General features: G+C 55.0%; 18 protein-coding genes. 12 read left to right on the top strand and 6 right to left on the bottom strand.

The window, feature by feature from the left end; translation table 11 throughout:
• Positions 1-221: 221 nt before the first annotated feature.
• Positions 222-1031 carry a DeoR family transcriptional regulator gene (locus AAIE03_RS24015; protein ID WP_008453648.1) on the bottom strand — a complete coding sequence of 270 codons (810 nt, stop codon included), beginning with the start codon at positions 1029-1031 and terminating at the stop codon, positions 222-224.
• A 251-nt stretch (positions 1032-1282) separates the two neighbouring features.
• Here AAIE03_RS24015 and kbaZ point away from each other — a divergent pair, with 251 nt between their 5' ends.
• The 8 genes from kbaZ to AAIE03_RS23975 all read left to right on the top strand — a co-directional run bounded on the left by kbaZ (position 1283) and on the right by AAIE03_RS23975 (position 9479).
• Entirely contained in the window at positions 1283-2575 is a 1293-nt protein-coding gene (kbaZ, locus tag AAIE03_RS24010; protein WP_336708799.1) for a tagatose-bisphosphate aldolase subunit KbaZ, read from the top strand.
• 24 nt (positions 2576-2599) lie between these two features.
• Positions 2600-3073, top strand: a complete 474-nt coding sequence (gene agaV, locus AAIE03_RS24005) for a PTS N-acetylgalactosamine transporter subunit IIB (RefSeq protein WP_039289641.1) — start codon at positions 2600-2602, stop codon at positions 3071-3073.
• A 10-nt stretch (positions 3074-3083) separates the two neighbouring features.
• Positions 3084-3866, top strand: a complete 783-nt coding sequence (gene agaW, locus AAIE03_RS24000; protein ID WP_008453654.1) for a PTS N-acetylgalactosamine transporter subunit IIC — start codon at positions 3084-3086, stop codon at positions 3864-3866.
• A complete protein-coding gene (gene agaE, locus AAIE03_RS23995; RefSeq protein ID WP_166877316.1) occupies positions 3856-4725 on the top strand; it encodes a PTS N-acetylgalactosamine transporter subunit IID in 870 nt (289 codons plus the stop codon). Before agaW ends, agaE begins: the two co-directional genes overlap by 11 nt.
• A 12-nt stretch (positions 4726-4737) precedes the next feature.
• Positions 4738-5172, top strand: a complete 435-nt coding sequence (gene agaF, locus AAIE03_RS23990; protein WP_336708795.1) for a PTS galactosamine/N-acetylgalactosamine transporter subunit IIA — start codon at positions 4738-4740, stop codon at positions 5170-5172.
• Between the two features lie 348 nt (positions 5173-5520).
• A complete protein-coding gene (locus tag AAIE03_RS23985) occupies positions 5521-6678 on the top strand; it encodes an SIS domain-containing protein (RefSeq protein WP_336708794.1) in 1158 nt (385 codons plus the stop codon).
• A gap of 10 nt (positions 6679-6688) precedes the next feature.
• Positions 6689-7567: a tagatose-bisphosphate aldolase subunit KbaY gene (gene kbaY, locus AAIE03_RS23980; RefSeq protein ID WP_008453662.1), complete on the top strand. Its 879-nt coding sequence runs from the start codon at positions 6689-6691 to the stop codon at positions 7565-7567.
• 22 nt (positions 7568-7589) lie between these two features.
• On the top strand, positions 7590-9479 hold the full coding sequence (locus tag AAIE03_RS23975; protein WP_498563285.1) for an alpha-galactosidase: 1890 nt from the start codon (positions 7590-7592) through the stop codon (positions 9477-9479).
• A 51-nt stretch (positions 9480-9530) separates the two neighbouring features.
• Here the strand turns inward: AAIE03_RS23975 and AAIE03_RS23970 are convergent, their stop codons facing one another.
• Both AAIE03_RS23970 and rsmI read right to left on the bottom strand, forming a co-directional pair.
• Positions 9531-10148, bottom strand: coding sequence for a hypothetical protein (locus AAIE03_RS23970; RefSeq protein ID WP_498563284.1), 618 nt, complete (start codon positions 10146-10148; stop codon positions 9531-9533).
• 142 nt (positions 10149-10290) lie between these two features.
• Entirely contained in the window at positions 10291-11157 is an 867-nt protein-coding gene (rsmI, locus tag AAIE03_RS23965) for a 16S rRNA (cytidine(1402)-2'-O)-methyltransferase (RefSeq protein WP_008453669.1), read from the bottom strand.
• A 61-nt stretch (positions 11158-11218) separates the two neighbouring features.
• Here rsmI and AAIE03_RS23960 point away from each other — a divergent pair, with 61 nt between their 5' ends.
• From AAIE03_RS23960 to dolP, 4 genes are read left to right on the top strand one after another with little or no spacing between them, the layout of a single operon-like run.
• The gene (locus AAIE03_RS23960; protein WP_498563283.1) at positions 11219-13321 is read left to right on the top strand and encodes a penicillin-binding protein activator; all 2103 of its coding nucleotides are present in this window, start codon (positions 11219-11221) and stop codon (positions 13319-13321) included.
• Entirely contained in the window at positions 13279-13674 is a 396-nt protein-coding gene (locus tag AAIE03_RS23955) for a YraN family protein (protein WP_008453674.1), read from the top strand. The genes AAIE03_RS23960 and AAIE03_RS23955 overlap by 43 nt, the downstream gene beginning before the upstream one ends.
• A gap of 21 nt (positions 13675-13695) precedes the next feature.
• Positions 13696-14286 carry a DnaA initiator-associating protein DiaA gene (diaA, locus tag AAIE03_RS23950; protein ID WP_008453676.1) on the top strand — a complete coding sequence of 197 codons (591 nt, stop codon included), beginning with the start codon at positions 13696-13698 and terminating at the stop codon, positions 14284-14286.
• Positions 14287-14318: 32 nt separating this feature from the next.
• Positions 14319-14894, top strand: a complete 576-nt coding sequence (gene dolP, locus AAIE03_RS23945; RefSeq protein ID WP_008453679.1) for a division/outer membrane stress-associated lipid-binding lipoprotein — start codon at positions 14319-14321, stop codon at positions 14892-14894.
• Between the two features lie 145 nt (positions 14895-15039).
• Here dolP and AAIE03_RS23940 read toward each other — a convergent pair whose 3' ends face one another.
• The 3 genes from AAIE03_RS23940 to dagF form a co-directional block, all read right to left on the bottom strand.
• Positions 15040-16950 (bottom strand): PRD domain-containing protein, encoded by a 1911-nt coding sequence (locus AAIE03_RS23940; protein WP_166993241.1) that lies wholly within the window; start codon positions 16948-16950, stop codon positions 15040-15042.
• A gap of 46 nt (positions 16951-16996) precedes the next feature.
• A complete protein-coding gene (locus AAIE03_RS23935; RefSeq protein ID WP_008453683.1) occupies positions 16997-18148 on the bottom strand; it encodes a lactonase family protein in 1152 nt (383 codons plus the stop codon).
• 264 nt (positions 18149-18412) lie between these two features.
• Complete coding sequence (gene dagF / locus AAIE03_RS23930; protein WP_498563282.1) at positions 18413-19153, bottom strand: 2-dehydro-3-deoxy-phosphogluconate aldolase; 741 nt, start codon at positions 19151-19153, stop codon at positions 18413-18415.
• Position 19154 lies beyond the last annotated feature (1 nt).

The following is a 19154-nucleotide window of genomic DNA, read 5'->3' as shown; positions in this document are numbered from 1 at the left end:
GCTTGCGCGGGCCATCGGCGGTTTGCTCTCTGTTGCACTGGTCGTGGGTTTCCCCCCCAGGCGTTACCTGGCACCCTGCCCTATGGAGCCCGGACTTTCCTCCCCCTCGCCCGTCTCCCCCGAAGAGGACGACGACGAAGCGGCGACTGTCTGGTCAGCTTCGGCGCGCAGTATAGAGGGTTTCATCTCCCCTGTCACGCGGGCCCGCCAGAAACGAAAAGCTAGTCGCCCACCAGCACAACCTCAATCCCGCTCTTACGCAGCGCGCTCAGGCTATCTGCCGGAATACCTTTATCGGTGATTACCCGGTGAATGCGCTGGATATCGATGATTTTATGCAGGCTGGAGCGGTTAAATTTACTGGAATCTGTCACCACGATAATGCGCTCGGCGACTTCGCACATTTTGCGGTTGAGACGCGCTTCATCCTCGTTATGGGTGCTCACACCTCGTTCCGGATCGATAGCATCTACCCCGAGGAACAGCATGTCGAAATGATAATTTTGCAGCGACTGTTCCGCGCTGTCGCCGTAAAACGATAGCGACTGACGGCGCAAATGCCCGCCGGTCATCAGCACCTCGACCCCTTCTGCTTCTAACAACGCATTAGCCACGTTGATGCCGTTGGTCATGGCGATCACTTCTTTATGCTGGCGCATTAGCCGGGCGATTTCATACGTTGTGGTGCCGGAGTCCAGAATCACCTTGTCCCCGGGCTGGATCAAGTCCGCAGCCACACGCGCGATGCTGCGCTTCAGTGAAGTATTCAGCGAGCTTTTATCCTCCACCGAAGGCTCTGCTACCACGCTGCCGGGCTCACAAATCAGCGCTCCGCCGTAGGCACGAACCGCAATGCCCTGCTTTTCAAGAAACGCGAGATCGTTGCGGATGGTGACGGTAGAAACACCGAAAAAAGAAGATAAATCATTAACCTGTACGCTTCCCTGCTGGCGAAGACGCTGAATAATCTGCTCGCGCCTTTCGCTGGTACCCGGAATACGTTTGTCCGTTGCGGTATCGCTGTTGCTCATAGGGTAACCTTTCAATATATCTTTCGTTTCATTTCTATTTGCCTATTAACACCTTTCTTTTAGCAGAAAGCAAGCCCCAGGAATCTTCGTTCAAAAGGCGCGGTAAGCACACCAACGCCTTTCATTATGTTTCTTTTGCGAAACAGATCGCAATTCCAGTATCTTTCTTTTTATTCTCAAACGTCATTCAGGCACGATTAAATGAAATGAATCGAAAGAAAATGTTTTAACCCATCGCCGTGGAGAGGAAAGTGAAACAGTTGATCGAATTTGTCGCTAACCACAAACGGAACAACCAGCACGGGATCTTTGCCGTGTGCTCCGCGCATCCGCTGGTGCTTGAGGCCGCCATGCGCCACGCTCGCGAAGCTGGCACCAGCTTGCTTATTGAAGCGACCTCTAACCAGGTGGACCAGTACGGCGGCTATACCGGAATGACGCCTGCGGATTTCTGCGGTTTCGTTTATCAACTCGCGGAACAACACCGCTTTCCTTATGCCAATCTGATACTCGGCGGCGATCATCTTGGGCCAAACCGCTGGCAAACCCGACCAGCCGAAGAGGCGATGTCCCATGCAGAAGAGCTGATCCGCAGCTATGTCGCCGCAGGCTTCAAGAAAATACACCTCGACTGCAGTATGTCTTGTGTGGACGATCCCGTGCCGCTCACGGATCACGTCGTTGCCGGGCGAGCAGCCAGGCTGGCGCTGATTGCTGAGCAAACCTGTATCGACCACTTTGGCCATGCCGATCTGGTGTACATCATCGGCACCGAAGTACCGGTCCCTGGCGGTGCCCATGAAACTCTCGCCGAACTCGCCGTCACTACGCCGCAGGCCGCAAACACTACGCTGGAAGCTCACCGCCGGGCCTTTGCAGAACAGGCGCTAAGTGAAATCTGGCCGCGCATTATTGGCCTTGTTGTTCAACCCGGCGTCGAGTTCGACCACACCCAGGTGATTGACTACCAGCCAGAAAAAGCCCGGGCGCTAAGCAAACTCATTGCAGATTCGCCCACGATGGTTTTTGAAGCACATTCAACGGATTACCAGACCACGCAGGCGCTGCATCAGTTAGTGGAAGATCACTTTGCGATACTAAAAGTCGGCCCGGCCCTGACTTTTGCCCTGCGTGAGGCCCTTTTTTCCCTCTCAGCCATTGAGCGAGAACTGCTCCCGGCACACAAATGCTCCGGCCTGAGGGACGTCCTGGAAAGCGTGATGCTTGACCACCCGGAGCACTGGCAGCAGCACTATCACGGCAACGGCGATGCGCTACGTCTGGCACGCGGCTATAGCTACTCTGACCGGGTGCGCTACTACTGGCCGGATCGCGATATCGATGAGGCTTACGATGTGCTGGTCAGGAACCTTGCCCACGAACCTATTCCGCTGCCGTTAATCAGCCAGTACCTGCCGCTTCAGTACGCCAAAGTGCGGGAAGCACAGCTAGCAGCCAAACCTCATGAGCTGATTATCGACCATATTCAGGATGTGCTGCGCCAGTATTACGCGGCCTGTCACGGTGAGTCATCTCCTCATTAACACAATGATAATAAGGGAAATACCATGCCAAATATTGTCTTAAGCCGCATTGATGAGCGCCTGATCCACGGTCAGGTTGGCGTGCAGTGGGTCGGGTTTTCCGGCGCAAACCTGGTTCTGGTCGCCAATGATGAGGTGGCGGAAGATCCCATCCAACAGAACCTGATGGAGATGGTGCTGGCAGAAGGAATTGCGGTGCGCTTCTGGCCGCTGCAAAAAGTCATCGACAACATTCACCGCGCGGCGGATCGCCAGAAGATCCTGCTGGTCTGTAAAAACCCGCGGGATTTCCTCACCCTGGTGAACGGCAACGTGCCGGTAACGCGCATCAACGTGGGCAACATGCACTACGTCGAAGGCAAAAAGCAGGTGGCTAAAACCGTGTCGGTTGATGAACAAGACATTGCCGCCTTCTCCGGCCTGAAACAGGCCGGCGTCGAATGTTTTGTGCAAGGTGTACCGACGGAATCAGCTCAGGATCTCTATAAACTTCTCTGAGGTATTTGCTATGGAAATCAGCTTACTGCAAGCGATAGCCCTGGGCCTGCTGGCTTTTATCGCCGGTCTGGATATGTTCAACGGCCTGACCCATATGCACCGCCCCGTCGTCCTTGGCCCGCTGGTTGGCCTTATTCTTGGCGATTTACACACCGGTATTCTCACCGGCGGCACGCTGGAACTGGTTTGGATGGGCCTGGCTCCGCTCGCCGGCGCGCAGCCGCCTAACGTCATTATCGGCACCATCGTGGGCACGACTTTTGCCATTACCACCGGCGTGAAGCCCGAAGTCGCCGTCGGCGTCGCAGTGCCTTTTGCGGTTGCGGTACAGATGGGCATCACCTTCTTGTTCTCCGTGATGTCCGGCGTCATGGCACGTGCCGACCGCATGGCGGCAAACGCCGACACCAATGGCATTGAGCGCATTAACTATCTGGCGATGCTCGCACTCGGCATCTTCTATTTTCTCTGCGCCTTCTTACCCATTTATTTTGGGGCCGAACATGCCAAAACAGCCATCGATATGTTACCCGCGCGGCTGATTGACGGGCTGGGCGTCGCCGGGGGCATCATGCCAGCTATCGGTTTCGCCGTACTGCTGAAAATCATGATGAAAAACGTTTATATCCCCTACTTCATCATCGGCTTTGTTGGCGCAGCCTGGTTGAAATTACCGGTACTGGCAATTGCCGCCGCCGCGCTAGCGCTGGCCCTGATGGATTTGATGCGTAAAGACCCTACTCCACCACAGCCCGCTCGCGTCCAGAAAGAGGAATTCGAAGATGGCATCTGATACCCAAACGCTTTCACAGGCCATTGAGTCTGAGAACATCATTGCCAATGATACGATTTATGAAGATCAGACTATTGGCGCAGAGCTAACCCGAAAAGATATCAACCGCGTAGCATGGCGTTCGATGTTGCTGCAGGCCTCATTTAACTACGAGCGTATGCAGGCCTGCGGCTGGCTGTACGGCCTGCTACCCGCCCTGAAAAAGATCCACACCAACAAACGCGATTTGGCGCGGGCGATGCAGGGGCACATGGGGTTCTTCAATACCCATCCTTTCCTGGTCACCTTTGTGATCGGCATTATTCTGGCGATGGAACGTTCGAAGCAGGATGTAAACAGTATCCAGAGCACAAAAATTGCCGTTGGTGCCCCACTCGGTGGCATCGGGGATGCGATGTTCTGGCTGACGCTGCTGCCAATCTGCGGCGGTATCGGCGCCAGCCTGGCGCTTCAGGGGTCGATACTCGGTGCCATCGTGTTTATCGTGCTATTTAACGTGGTGCATCTGGGCCTGCGTTTCGGCCTGGCGCACTACGCTTACCGCATGGGCGTGGCCGCTATTCCGTTAATTAAGGCTAATACACGTAAAGTAGGGCATGCCGCTTCCATCGTCGGGATGACCGTTATCGGCGCTCTCGTTGCCACCTATGTTCGCCTGTCCACTACGCTTGAAATTACGGCCGGGGATGCGGTGGTTAAGCTTCAGGCTGACGTCATCGACAAATTGATGCCTGCGTTTTTGCCGCTGGTCTATACCCTGGCAATGTTCGCCCTGGTGCGCCGTGGCTGGAGCCCCTTGCGCCTGATTTGCATCACCGTCGTTTTAGCCGTTGTTGGGAAGTTCCTTCACTTCCTCTGAGGAGAAAAGCAGATGTTGAGCATCATTTTGAGCGGCCACGGAGGTTTTGCCAGCGGGATGGAGCAGGCAATGAAACAGATCCTCGGCGAGCAGCCGCAGATTATTGCCATCGACTTTCCGGAAACCTCCTCCACGGCACGGCTGACGGAACAATTTCAAGCCGCTATCGGCCAGTTGGATGAATGCGAAGGTTTAGTGTTTCTGACAGATTTGCTGGGCGGTACGCCTTTCCGTGTCGCCTCCACGCTGGCGCTTGAGAAGCCGGGACGCGAAGTCGTTACTGGCGTCAATCTGCAGCTACTGCTGGAGATGGTACTCGAGCGAGAAGGGCTAAACGGCAGCGAATTTCGCCAGATGGCGCTGGAATGCGGACACCGCGGCCTGACCAGCCTGGTCGACGAAATGGCGCGCCACCGGGCAACGAAAGCCAGCGAAGAAGGCATCTGAAGTAAAAGACCGGATTGCTTATCTCCAGTTTCGAACCCCGTTTAATGCAGGCGGCGGCTCCTGTTGCTTTCATTATGCATCACTTTGGCCTGTGGCGAGATCCGCCATGGGCCTTTCTTTTTCTTTTCTTAATTGTTTTATTTTCAATGAAAACCAAATAAAACAAAGTGTTATGCACAAACAGAGATCCACATCATGATTTTCGTTTTATTTCACCTTTCATATTGATCTTATCGATTCCTTTCTATAAATTTTCATAAAGCACTAAAAACCATAAAGTGAAACAAAACGAAAGATTATGGGCGATAAAAAGCCGACATCTGACGCTGTAATGCTAAGGACTGAGTCATGAGTGAAACTTCCACGGCCACAGATCGCAGCCACACGACATGGACTGAAAAAGAGATCCGTCAGCAGCCCGTGAGCTGGATCCGTTCCCTGCAACAGATAGACCGCGCGCGCGATGAGATCTCCGCCTTCCTGAATCCACTACTTGCGAACGACAAGTTAAAAATTATCCTTACTGGCGCTGGAACCTCGGCGTTTATCGGCGACATCATTGCACCGTGGCTGTCTCGCCACACCGGCAAACAGTTTGTTGCCGTGCCCACCACGGATCTGGTGACCAATCCGCTGGACTATCTCTCCCCTGAACAGCCCACGCTGCTGGTTTCCTTCGCTCGCTCCGGTAACAGCCCCGAGAGCGTCGCTGCGGTGGAACTTGCCAACCAGCTCGTGAAATCCTGCTATCACATCACCATCACCTGTAACGAGGGCGGTAGCCTCTACCGTAGTGCGCTGGAGGACAACCGCTCACTGCCGCTGCTGATGCCTGCGGAAACGCACGATCGCGGTTTTGCCATGACGAGCAGTATCACGACCATGATGGCAAGCTGCCTTGCGGTTTTCGCCCCGGACGTCATCAATACGCAGTCATTTCAGGATGTCGCTCACCGCTGTGCCCAAATTATTCATTCGCTGGGCGATTTCAGCGAAATTCCGTTTGGCGATCTTCCCTACGAACGCGTGGTCTACCTGGGTAGCGGTGGCTTGCAGGGCGTGGCACGAGAAGCCTCTCTGAAGGTGCTTGAACTCACGGCTGGCAAGCTGGCGGCGTTTTATGACACACCAACCGGCTTCAGGCATGGTCCAAAATCCCTGGTCAATAGTAAGACGCTGGCGATCGTGCTGGTCTCCAGCGATCCGTACACTCGCCAGTACGACCTGGATCTGCTGGCGGAGCTGCGCCGGGACAGTCTGGCTATGCAAACGATCGCCATTTCAGCCTCCTCCAGCCCCGAGATCGTATCAGGCCCGCATATCCTCCTGCCTGCGGCAGATCGGACGTTCCTCGACGTTGAGCAGGCGTTTTGCTTCCTGATGTATGCCCAGGTTTTCGCCCTCACCTCCTCCGTTAAAGCAGGCATTACGCCGGACACGCCCTCCGCCAGCGGCACGGTTAATCGCGTAGTTAAAGGCGTCGTTATTCATACCTGGAAAGGCTGAGAGGTTCATCATGAGCATTATCTCCACGAAGTATCTGCTTCAGGACGCGCAGGCCAGAGGCTATGCGGTACCGGCTTTTAATATCCACAATGCCGAAACCATCCAGGCGATTCTTGAAGTGTGCAAAGAGATGCATTCCCCGGTGATCCTTGCCGGCACGCCGGGCACCTTTAAACATATCGCTTTCGAAGAGATTTACGCACTGTGTCACGCCTACTCCGAAAGCTACGGCATACCGCTAGCGCTGCACCTCGATCATCACGAAAGCCTGGCGGACATCAGCCGCAAAGTTAACGCAGGCGTGCGCAGCGCCATGATTGACGGCAGCCATTTCCCCTTTGCTGACAACGTGAAGCTGGTGAGATCCGTGGTCGAGTTTTGCCACCGCAACGACTGCAGCGTCGAGGCCGAACTAGGCAGGCTCGGCGGCGTGGAAGACGACATGGATGTGGATGAAGAAAGCGCTTTTCTGACCGATCCGCAGGAAGCCCGCCGCTTTGTTGAGCTCACCGGCGTCGATAGCCTGGCGGTTGCCATTGGCACCGCACACGGCCTGTATACCAAACGCCCGAAAATAGACTTCAAACGGCTGGGTGAGATCCGCGACGTCGTCAGCGTCCCGCTGGTGCTGCACGGCGCGAGTGACGTGCCTGACGAGTTTGTACGCCGCGCCATCGAGCTTGGGGTCTGCAAAGTGAATGTCGCGACGGAATTAAAAATCGCCTTCGCCGCCGCGGTGAAAGAATGGTTTGGCGCTAACCCGGAAGGCAACGACCCACGCTTTTACATGCGCGTCGGCATGGACGCGATGAAAGAAGTGGTGCGTAGCAAAGTCGCTGTATGCGGCTCGGCGAATAAGTTGCTGCCGGAATCAGAAGCGGCGCTTTAACTCTCTGGTGTAAGGAGATCTGATGAAGACAATAATAAAAAGCTCCCTGCTTATTATGTTCATGAGCAACGCAGCGCTGGCGGCTCAGTACCAGTTGGAAAACACCAACCTTGCCGTCTCTTTCGACGATTCAGGCTCGGCGGTGGTAGTGCAAGACCGGCTATCCGACCACAAACTGGCGCCCATCGAGCTGTTTTTCCTGACGCTGCCGGACGAAAAAGTTATCCATACCGCCGACTTTAAACTCAAAAACGTCAGCAAAACCGCAGACGCCATTCAGATTGATTACGAGCGAGACGACTTCTCGGTCAATGTTACCCTGAAGCTGCTGAAGGGCAAGTATGCGGCGGTGGACTATACGCTGCAGGCAAAAGGCCAGCCTCGTGATGTCACAAAGATCACCTTCTTCCCGACCAAAGGCCAGGCTCAGGCACCTTATGTCAACGGCGCCATCAACAGTTCCCCCATCGTGGCGGACAGTTTCTATATGCTGCCGCAAAAACCGATAGTGAATACCTACGCCTACGAAACCACCACCAACCTGAACGTTGAGCTCAAAACACCGATTAAAACCGACGCCCCGGTGACCTATACGCTCTACTTCGGCACGTTTGAAGCAACAGACCAGCTTCGCCGTAGCTTTAATGAATTTATCAACGCCATGCGCCCGCGCCCTTACCAGCCTTACCTGCACTACAACAGCTGGATGGACATCGGTTTCTTTACGCCCTACACCGAGAAGGACGTGCTGACCCGCATGGATGAATACGCCAGCGAACTGATAAGCAAGCGGGGCGTGAAGCTCGACGGCTTCCTGCTGGATGACGGCTGGGACGATTTGACCGGGAAATGGCTGTTTAGTCCGGCGTTTAAGCATGGCTTTGGTGTTATCAAAGAAAAAGCGGACAGTTTGCATACTTCCGTGGGGCTGTGGCTCTCACCGTGGGGTGGCTACAACAAACCACGCGACGTGCGCGTTTCACACGCCAAAGAGAACGGCTTTGAAACCGTGGATGGCAAATTTGCCCTCTCAGGCCCCAGCTACTTCCACAATTTTAATCAGCAAATTATCGGGCTTATCAAAAACGAACATATCACCTCGTTTAAGCTCGACGGTATGGGCAACGCCAACTCGTACATCAAAGGCAGCCCCTACGCCTCTGACTTTGATGCCTCCATTGAGTTAATCAAAAACATGCGGGCCGCCAACAAAGATCTGTTTATCAACCTGACGACCGGTACCAACGCCAGCCCGTCCTGGCTGTTCTACGCCGACTCCATCTGGCGCCAAGGCGATGACATCAACGTTTATGGCAAAGGTTCGCCGGTGCAACAGTGGATAACCTATCGCGACGCGGAAACCTATCGCTCCATCGTGCGTAAAGGCCCACTTTTCCCGATTAACTCACTGATGTACCACGGCATTGTCAGCGCGGAACATGCCTACTTTGGGCTGGAGAAAGTCCAAACGGACCAGGATTTTGCCGATCAGGCCTGGAGCTACTTCGCCACCGGCACGCAATTGCAGGAACTGTACATCACGCCGTCAATGCTGAACAACGCCAAATGGGACACGCTTGCCGACGCGGCGAAATGGTCACGGGCGAACAGCAACGTGCTGGTCGATAGCCACTGGGTTGGCGGCGACCCGACGCTGCTTGAGGTTTACGGCTGGGCATCGTGGAGTAAAGAGAAAGCAATATTGGGCCTGCGTAACCCGTCGGATAAATCACAAAGCTACTATCTCGACCTGAGCAAAAGCTTTGAAGTGCCGAACGGCGAGGCCACGCGCTTTACGCTGAAGCAAATTTACGGCAAGAACGAGACCGTAACCAACGACTACAGTAAGCCGCTGGTTGTGACGCTGAAACCGCTGGAAACGCTGGTGATTGAGGCCACGCCGGTCAACTAAACGAGGATGGAGCGTAGAAGGCTCGTTCTTTCTATGCTTCTTAACAGCGTTTCACCTACCTGATGTTAGCGCAGCAACCCGCCTTTTATCTTCGGCAATCAGGATAATGCCAAAATGCTCTTTATCAGGGTGCGTGCTCCAGATTTTTTCTTCCGGAATGCTGACACCATCGTATGCGGCCTTCGTACCGTCAAAGGGATAGAATCGTCCATCATCTGAATCCAGAATAAAAACCGCAAGTTGAGTGGAGTTTCTGGCTATTTTCTGCCAAAGCGCCTTGCCCCCGGCATAGTGAATATTATCGCTCATTAAAATCACGCCACACTTGAGCACCAGCGCCTCATATAGCTGTGTGGCTAAGCCAGCTTCCTGGAGCGGCTTCTCGACGCAAACGCCTTCAACCTGCAGAACGCTTTGATCCTCCCAAAAACGATCTACTGAAATAACGTTGTCACCAATCGTTTTTTGATTTTTGAGCTCAAGCATGGCGACGACAGCGTGCCGGCGATCTTTTTCATTTCCTTCAGGCTCGGCCTTAATGATTGCAGCCCTCGGGGTCGACCTGTCAAAAATGATAAGGAAATGCTGACCTGCAAACGTCAGTTCTTCAATCACCTCGAACGAGCGTTTTATCGACGTCGTGCTATAGGAAAAAGGCATCACAACCATATTCGAATCTCCTGGTATCAATACCGGCATAAACTTTAACTCCCTTAAAGTCATTCAGTCATGCATAAATTAACACCAGGGCGTTCGTTTTTTAAACGCTAACCGCGTTGCGATATGAAAACCAGGAGCCGGCTCGAGAAAACTATTTCTCGCTGTTTTCTAACGCATATTTGTACAAGGCATTCTTTTTCACCCCGTGAATTTCAGCGGCAAGCGCTGCAGCCTTTTTCAGCGGTAACTCCGTCTGCAGCAACGCCAGCGTACGCAGCGCTTCGGCGGGGAGTTCATCATCGCTTTGGACTTTAAAGCCCTCAACAATCAGCACCATTTCGCCTTTGCGGCGGTTTTCATCTTCCTTCACCCATGCCAGCAGCTCGCCTACGGGCGCGCCATGAATCGACTCCCAGGTTTTGGTCAACTCGCGCGCCAGCACTACGTAGCGGGATTCGCCCAGCACCGTGCAGATATCATCGAGACTGTCGAGCAGGCGGTGGGTGGATTCATAGAAAATCAGCGTTCTCGGTTCCTGTTCAATCGCCTTCAGCGCGTCGCGACGGCCTTTGGATTTTGCAGGCAGAAAACCTTCATAGCAAAAGCGGTCAGACGGCAAGCCAGCTGCGCTGAGTGCAGCAATAGCGGCGCAAGGGCCAGGCAACGGCACGACGCGAATCCCCGCTTCGCGGCAGGTGCGCACGAGGTGGTAGCCAGGGTCGTTAATCAGCGGCGTACCGGCATCGGACACCAGCGCAATGCTTTGGCCTTCCTGCAGCTTCGCCAATAGCGTTTCAGATTTTTGTTGCTCATTGTGATCGTGAAGTGCGAAGAGTCGCGCATTAATCGCAAAATGCTGCAGCAAAAGTCCGGTATGACGGGTATCTTCTGCGGCAATCAGATCAACGCTTTGCAACACTGAGAGGGCCCGTTGGGTGATATCCCCGAGGTTGCCGATAGGCGTCGGAACGATGTAAAGCGTACTGGCTGAAATCGCCGCCGTTTCGTGTTGTTTCATTGTTTCATCCGTATTGCCGATTTAATATTGTACATTGGGAAATAAAACCACTGGATACAGAATGCTACCCTCAACCTTGAATCGTTCAAAAGCCGGGCGCTGCCTGCCTGTGTTGCTCGCGGCGCTGATTTTTGCCGGCTGTTCAACCCAGGCGCCAGATCAGTCCGCCACGCTGCTGCAGGGCGACACCACCGCCGGGTCCGCTTATTATCTGCAGCAAATGCAGCAAAGTGCAGATGATAGCAAGACCAACTGGCAATTACTCGCCATTCGTTCCCTGCTAAAGGAAGGCAAACCTCAGCAGGCTGTGGCGTTGTATAACCAACTGCCGCAGCAGCTCAACGATGCTCAAGTGCGTGAACAACAGCTGCTGGTGCCGGAAGTGAAGATTGCGCAGAAAGATTTCAGCGCCGCCTCTGCCCTGCTGGAAAAGATTGACCCGAGCGCACTCGACAAGGGCCAACAGAGCCGTTATTACCAGGCTGTGATTGACGCTTCTCAGGGACGCCCGTCTTTAGCGCTGCTGCGCGCGTACATTGCTCAGGAACCGCTGCTGAAAGGCGATGCACATCAAAAGAATATTGATGGCACCTGGCAGGTTCTGTCGCAGTTCTCCCCAGAGCAAATGAACAGCCTGGTGATTAACGCCGACGAAAATACCCTGCAGGGTTGGCTGGACCTGCAGCACGTCTGGAGCGATAACCGTAACGATCCTAACATGCTGAAAGCCGGGATTCAGGACTGGCAAACGCGCTACCCGAATAATCCGGGTTCAAAAACGCTGCCGACTCAGTTGGCGAATGTTCAAAACTTCAAACCGGCCTCAACCGGTAAAATCGCTCTCCTGCTGCCGCTCAACGGCCAGGCTGCGGTGTTTGGCCGCGCGATTGAGCAAGGGTTTGAAGCGGCGAAAAACAACGGCGTCGCGCCGGTTGCAGCCGTTCAGCCTGCCGCCCAGCCCGGAGATCCTAATGCGCAACCACAGGCTGCGCCGCCTCAAGAAGTGCCTCAGCCGCAAGCGTCCCAGGCCCCTGCAGATCCTAATGCTGCAGTGAGCCCGGCAAGTGCGTCCGTCAGCGATTTAACAGACCAGAAGGCACAGGCCGCAACGCCGCAAACCGCAGCCCCAGCAACGCCGTCTGCCCAGCCAGACGCACAAACCGCGCCATCTGTTGCCGCGAACCCTTCGGCAGACATTAAGATTTACGACACCAGCAGCCAGCCGCTCTCTCAGGTTCTGGCTCAGGCGCAGCAGGACGGCGCCACGCTTGTCGTTGGTCCGCTGCTAAAAAACAATGTTGACCAGTTGGCCAATACCAACAGCCCGTTAAATATTCTGGCGCTTAACCAGCCTGAAAACGTGCAGAATCGCCCTAACATCTGCTATTTCGCACTTTCTCCAGAAGACGAAGCCCGTGACGCCGCGGATCACATCTGGCAGCAAAGCCACCGCAATCCGCTGATGCTGATCCCTTCTAACGCCTTAGGCGACCGAGTGGCGAAAGCCTTTGCCACCGAATGGCAGAAACTCGGCGGCGGTCTGGTACTGCAGCAGAAATTTGGTTCAGTGAGCGACCTGAAACGCGGGATTAACAGCGGCTCCGGCATCGCCCTGACCGGCACCCCGGTAAGTACGCCGTCCAATACGCCGCCAGGCGTCACCATTGGCGGACTGACTATTCCGGCAGCACCTACGGATGCGCAAATTACCGCAGGCAGCAGCGGCAACGTAGACGCGGTCTACATCATTGCGACCTCCGAAGAAGTGGCGCTGATCAAACCGATGATTGCGATGCGCACCGGCAGCCGCGGCAGCGCTCAGCTGTATGCCAGCTCGCGCAGCTCGCAGGGCGTGAACGGCCCGGACTACCGACTGGAAATGGAAGGCCTGCAGTTTAGCGAAATCCCGATGCTTTCCGGCGGTAATCCACAGCTGATGCAGCAGGCCTTAAGCAGCGTCAATAATGACTACTCGCTGGCGCGTCTGTATGCCATGGGCGTTGATGCCTGGACGCTGGCAAGCCACTTCTCGCAGATACGCCAGGTGCCGGGTTATCAGGTAAACGGCAACACCGGGCAGCTGACCGCCAGCCAGGACTGCGTCATTAACAGGAAGTTAAATTGGCTGCAATTCAGTCAGGGCCAGATCGTTCCGGTATCCTGAACCGCAAGCAACGCGGCGCGCGCTATGAACAGCAGGCGCGTCGTTATCTTGAGCGCGAGGGAATGCGCTTCGTAGCCGCGAACGTGCATGTTCGCGGCGGCGAAATCGACCTTATTATGCAACAGCAGCAGGTTATCGTTTTTGTGGAAGTGCGTTTTCGGCGTAACGATAAGTTCGGCGGAGCCGCCGCCAGCGTGACGCGCAGCAAGCAGCTGCGCCTGCTGCATGCCGCTCAGGTTTGGCTTAGCGGCAAAGGTCAAAGTTTTGATACTGTAGATTGCCGTTTCGATGTGTTAGCTTTCACCGGCAATGAAATAGCGTGGCTGACCAACGCGTTTGCCGCCGATATCTAAAAAACTCCAGGTAGAATCAACGTGCTCGAAAGAATCAAAGTCTGCTTCACGGAAAGTATTCAAACTCAGATTGCCGCAGCGGAAGCCCTGCCGGACGCCATCTCCCGTGCAGCGATGACGCTGGTTCAGTCTTTACTGAACGGCAACAAAATCCTCTGTTGTGGCAACGGCACCTCCGCCGCCAACGCACAGCATTTTGCTGCCAGCATGATCAACCGTTTTGAAACAGAGCGCCCTAGTTTACCGGCCATTGCACTTAATGCAGATAATGTGGTCTTAACCGCGATCGCTAACGACCGTCTGCATGAAGAAGTTTATGCCAAACAGGTTCGTGCGCTGGGCCACGCCGGGGACGTTTTGCTGGCGATTTCCACCCGAGGCAATAGCCGTGATATTGTCAAAGCGGTTGAGGCCGCTGTCACCCGCGACATGACCATCGTCGCGCTGACGGGCTATGACGGCGGCGAACTGGCAGGACTGTTGGGGCCACAGGATGTTGAAATCCGAATCCCTTCTCATCGCAGCGCCCGCATCCAGGAGATGCATATGCTGACGGTGAACTGTTTATGCGATCTGATCGACAATACGCTATTTCCCCACCAGGATGGCTAATAGCTAATTTTGAGAAAGGAGAAGGAATGAACATGAAGGCCATTACGCCAGTCGCAGTTCTTATTTCCGCGCTGTTGCTGCAGGGCTGCGTCGGTGCCGTTGTTGTGGGAAGCGCCGCCGTAGCGACAAAAACTGCGACAGACCCACGCACAGTCGGGACGCAGGTTGATGACGGCACGCTTGAATTACGCGTGAACAGCGCGCTCAACAAGGATGAGCAGATCAAGAAAGAAGCGCGTATTAACGTGACGGCTTACCAGGGCAAAGTGCTGCTGGCTGGTCAGTCTCCTAACCCAGACCTCGCCTCTCGTGCGAAGCAAATTGCGTTGGGCGTAGACGGCGCAACCGAAGTCTATAACGAGATTCGAATTATGGCTCCGGTCGGCCTGGGTGTCGCATCGAGCGATACGTGGATCACCACAAAAGTTCGATCTCAGTTGCTCACCAGCGACCAGGTAAAATCGTCTAACGTGAAAGTCACCACCGAGAATGGCGAGGTATTTCTGCTCGGCCTGGTAACCGAACGTGAAGGTAAAGCCGCGGCGGATATTGCCAGCCGGGTTAGCGGCGTGAAGCACGTCACCACCGCGTTCACGATCCTGAAATAACGGCCCCTCACCCTAACCCTCTCCCCACAAGGGAGAGGGGATAACACCAGCCAGTCGATTGAATTTCCGCCAGTTTTCATTCTGGCGAAGTAAACGTTGCCCACAGAATTCTCCCTCTCCCTTCCTGGATGAGGGTCAACTGTGATTACAGCTTACTCAGGCACTCCATCGCCACGGCTTTAAAACTGTCAAAATCCTTACTCTCGCGCAGCCGAACCATCGCTCGCTCACGCAGGAAGGTCACAAACAGGTCGTAAATCGCCATCGCCTCTTCGTATTCGCTTTTGCTAATCGCCAACAGGAAGATCACGTACGCCGTCTCATCCCCCCAGCTAATACCGTGCGGCGCCAGCACGGTGTAAACCACCGTTTTTTTCGCCAGCAGGCCCAGCGAGTGCGGCAGCGCAATGCCTTCGCCCAGCATGGTGCTGACAATGGCCTCACGCTCCACCACCGACGGGTGAAAGTCTGCATCAACCACGCCTTCCCGCTCCAGCTGCTCGCAGAGCGTCAGGAACAACTGCTGCTGAGTCATAGGTTGATCGATAATGCGGAAATGGCTGGCATCGAAGAATTTCTCCAGCATGTAAGGCCTTGTTCTGTCCACCAGCACCAGCTTACCAAGCTGCTCGAGCTGATAATCCGTCGGGAACGGCGCCATCACCACCACCGGCTTTTCTTTCTCATTTATGCGCGCCGTGCTGATTACAAAGTCCTCATCCACGGTTTCAAGCTGCTCATAATCGCGCAGAGAGATAATGTTGGTCACTTCCACCTGCGGATATTTACGCAGCAGCATGGCCTGCAGCATACGCACCGTCGAATTCCCTGTATCGCAAACCAGCAGCACGCGAGGATGGCGCTGGTAGCCAATGTTGTAATGGCGCTCCAGACCCACACCGATGTGCAACACCAGAAAACCAATTTCGTTTTCGCTGATAGCGTAAGGGGTATATTTTCCCCAGCTTGAGACCGCTGCCAGCGTCATGTCGTAAGCCAACGGGTAATGCTGTTTGATGTTAGCCAGCAGAGGATTCGGGATGTTTATCTGGTAGCGCACCCGGGTGATCATTGTCTTGATATGGGTCAGCAGGTCGGCGTGCAGCTGCTCGTCGCTGAGAAGATTGTAGTTATAGTGGGTGTTGATGTAGCGCAGAATGTAGTTAACCAGCGCCTCATCATCGTCGGCGCTGATCGCGCTCGGCGCCACTTCCTGCACCTGCCGCGAGGCGATGTGCACCTGCAGCCACTGCTCTTCAGCTTCGGAAAGCGGCTTCCCCGCCAGTTGCTGAAGAAGAGCGGCAATCTGTCTGGCTGCCTCTTTCACCTGGACATCAACGCTATCCGCCGTAAATTCCGGTAGCGGATAGCCTTCGCTGATGCGACGAACCGCCACCGAACAATAGAGGCGAATAAACTGCTCGCCTTCATCGGTCAGGCGGATGTGGCAACGGGTAAAACAATCGTGCAGCGAACCGGCGAGCAACTCCGGGACACCCGCGTTCAGCGCTTCTTCCGTCAATAACGGATTTTCGCTGTCCTCTAAGGTTAACTGCCACAGCAGGTCAGTCAGGCAGGCGCGTATAGCCGTTTCGCTGCCGAACAGCTTCATGCCGTGGCGCGGGCGTGTCTCAATGGTCAGATGATAGCGGTTAAACCACTCCCGTACTTCGGCCATATCGCTTTGCAGCGTGGCCCGGCTGACAAACCACTCTTCGGCCAGATCTTCCAGCTTCAGTGAAAACGCCGCCGTCAAAAAACGCACCACAAGGTAATGCACGCGTTCTGGCGAAGTACGAGGAATACGAAGCTGACGCGGACGATGCTGCACCAGCTCGCCGTAACGCTCAGTATCCTCGATATTCAGTTGATATCCCGCACCGCGGGTAAGCGTAAATTGAGCCCCGAAGCCTGACATCAGCGCATTAAGCGCCGTGATATCGGCCCGAACCGTACGAGTAGAAACGGACAAACGCCGCGCCAGTTCATCCTGGGGCAGCGTTTCGTTTTGCAGCATCTCAAAAAGCTGAGCCAGCCGTTGATTGGGGAATCTCACTACCGCTTCCTTTGGTTATCGGGGCGTTTAAGCGCCCCGTCCTGCTTTACTTAAACGGGGTGAAGACCATCTGTGACGGACTTCCCACCGCCGTATAATCCTCGATAAAAGTTAATTTACCGCTGCCCGGGGCCACGCTAAAACGAGTAATGTTGTCGCTGCGCTGGTTCAGGGCATAAAGATGTTTGCCGGTATTATCCAGCGTCAGGCCTCGTGGATAGTCGCCTCTGGTCCAGATGTCGTCCTGATGCGTAAGCTCGCCGTTAGCGCCCACGCTAAAATGCGCGATGCTGTTATGCAGGCGGTTGGCCACATACAGTTGCTTGCCGTCGTGGCTGAGCACCAGGCCCGCGGCAAAGCTTGTGCCCTTATAGCCTTTTGGCAGGGAAGAAATCGTCTTTCCTTCGGTCAGCGTGCCTTTCTCACGGTCGAGCTTGTAATGGGTAAGCGTAGAAGCTTCTTCGTTAATCAACCACAGGCTCGCGCCGTCTGCGGCAAAGACAAAATGGCGTGGCCCCGCGCCTTTTGAGGAGGCGGCGATAAACGGCGGATCGTTTGGCTCCAGCACGCCTTTGCTTTGATCGAAGCGATACTGGTAGATCCGATCCAGGCCAAGATCGGTGGAGAAGACAAACTTGCCGCTCGGATCGGCGGCAATCATATGGGCATGCGGGCCGTTATGGTCGCTGGCGGCAAAGCTACCTTCTACCGCAGCTTCTGGTTTTGCCGCGCCCGGCTCACCGCTGTCCTGATGCTTGTCGCTGGCTTCCTGCAGGCTACCGTCTGCATTAATCGGCAATACGGCGATTGAACCGCTCACATAGTTAGCCACCAGCAGGTGCTTACCCTGTGGCGTCAGGGACAGATAGACCGGGCCAGCGCCCCCGGAAGAGACCTGATTCAGTTCGGTCACACTTCCGTTATCACCCACACGCAATGCCGATACCACGCCTTTCTCGGCTTCGCTGGCTACGTATAGCGTTTTTCCATCCGGCGACGCGGTGAGCTGTGCGGCATTCGGCAGCGAGCTGACCAGCGTTTTCTCGCTAAGCGCGCCGGTTTTGGCGTCAACCTGGAAGCGGTAAAGCCCTTCGCCGTTGGGGTTGTAGGTGCCAACCCAGGCATAGTGGCTTTGCGCCGCGCTGTTGCCGGCGGCGAGTAAGGCAAATGAAGCAACAAGCAGAGTGCGTGCAGACATGCGTTTGTCCTCGAAGTGTGGTTGATGAGGATTATACCCTCACCCTAACCCTCTCCCTAAAAGGGAGAGGGGATCTTTCTTTTTCACATCAGTCCTTCTCTCTCCCTAAAAGGGAATTTTTACATCAGTCTTTCTCCCTGGAAGGCAGAGGGGACTTTTCTTTTTCGCATCAATGTTTCTCTCTCCCTCGAAGAAGAACCGGCCTTTCTTTTCCCCCTCTCCCCTTTGGGGAGAGGGCCGGGGTGAGGTGAAACAGCGAGCACTTTACCCCACCAGCTTCTTCGTCATCGCCAACAGAGTGGCAACATCCGCCGGGTGCGTATTGCCACTGGCCTTGTCGATAATTGAGCTGTAAATATGCGGAATCACTTTGCTGACGCCGGCATCCAGCGCAATCTTCAGGATCTCCTCGTAGTTCTCAAGATCGATACCGCCTGTCGGCTCCAGCCAGAAGTCATGCTTCGCACAGGCTTCCGCTACCGCCTGGTACTCTTCACGGCAGTCCAGCCCGCCCATCGGGAAATATTTGATTGAGCTGCCGCCCATATCCTTCAGCAGCGCAATGGCCGTTTCGACAGGTACGATGCCGTCCGGCGCGCCAGAGCTTAACGGGCCAGTGGAGATTTTTACCCTCCCGACGGTGCCGGTCGGCGAAACCAGGCCGTTAACTACGCTGTCAGTCTGGCCCAGCAGCGCGCGGCTGGTGCCCACGCCGGTAAACACCTGATTGACGTGCTGGGGCTGAATCTGGCCGGAGATTTCGCTCACCATGGCAGATTGATTGGGATCGCCTGCACCAAGGCCAACGGACAGCGCGTTGTCGATCAGCGCCGCGTAATCACGCATGTCGGCGACCGCGCTTGCTACATCCGGGTAGTTTTTGGATAACACACCGACCAGCACGTGACCTTCCGCCGCCTGGTAAATCTCTTTGGCGTTTTCTTTGGAGCCAGCCAGGACGTTCAGGCACACGCGATCGCGGTAAAAATTCGGGGTCAGTTTCATG

It is taken from the genome of Pantoea sp. Ae19-2, from assembly GCF_059801205.1.
The sequence above is the reverse complement of the archived record's forward strand: the minus strand, read 5'-3'. Positions and strand labels throughout refer to the sequence as shown.

Excerpts from the sequence above, each read along its gene's own strand:
- dagF (WP_498563282.1), bottom strand. The coding sequence starts at position 19,153 with ATGAAACTGACCCCGAATTTTTACCGCGATCGCGTGTGCCTGAACGTC.
- agaV (WP_039289641.1), top strand. The coding sequence starts at position 2,600 with ATGCCAAATATTGTCTTAAGCCGCATTGATGAGCGCCTGATCCACGGT.
- AAIE03_RS23960 (WP_498563283.1), top strand. The coding sequence starts at position 11,219 with ATGCTACCCTCAACCTTGAATCGTTCAAAAGCCGGGCGCTGCCTGCCT.
- agaW (WP_008453654.1), top strand. The coding sequence starts at position 3,084 with ATGGAAATCAGCTTACTGCAAGCGATAGCCCTGGGCCTGCTGGCTTTT.
- AAIE03_RS24015 (WP_008453648.1), bottom strand. The coding sequence starts at position 1,031 with ATGAGCAACAGCGATACCGCAACGGACAAACGTATTCCGGGTACCAGC.
- AAIE03_RS23970 (WP_498563284.1), bottom strand. The coding sequence starts at position 10,148 with ATGGTTGTGATGCCTTTTTCCTATAGCACGACGTCGATAAAACGCTCG.
- AAIE03_RS23975 (WP_498563285.1), top strand. The coding sequence starts at position 7,590 with ATGAAGACAATAATAAAAAGCTCCCTGCTTATTATGTTCATGAGCAAC.
- AAIE03_RS23935 (WP_008453683.1), bottom strand. The coding sequence starts at position 18,148 with ATGTCTGCACGCACTCTGCTTGTTGCTTCATTTGCCTTACTCGCCGCC.
- kbaY (WP_008453662.1), top strand. The coding sequence starts at position 6,689 with ATGAGCATTATCTCCACGAAGTATCTGCTTCAGGACGCGCAGGCCAGA.
- rsmI (WP_008453669.1), bottom strand. The coding sequence starts at position 11,157 with ATGAAACAACACGAAACGGCGGCGATTTCAGCCAGTACGCTTTACATC.
- agaE (WP_166877316.1), top strand. The coding sequence starts at position 3,856 with ATGGCATCTGATACCCAAACGCTTTCACAGGCCATTGAGTCTGAGAAC.
- AAIE03_RS23985 (WP_336708794.1), top strand. The coding sequence starts at position 5,521 with ATGAGTGAAACTTCCACGGCCACAGATCGCAGCCACACGACATGGACT.
- agaF (WP_336708795.1), top strand. The coding sequence starts at position 4,738 with ATGTTGAGCATCATTTTGAGCGGCCACGGAGGTTTTGCCAGCGGGATG.
- dolP (WP_008453679.1), top strand. The coding sequence starts at position 14,319 with ATGAAGGCCATTACGCCAGTCGCAGTTCTTATTTCCGCGCTGTTGCTG.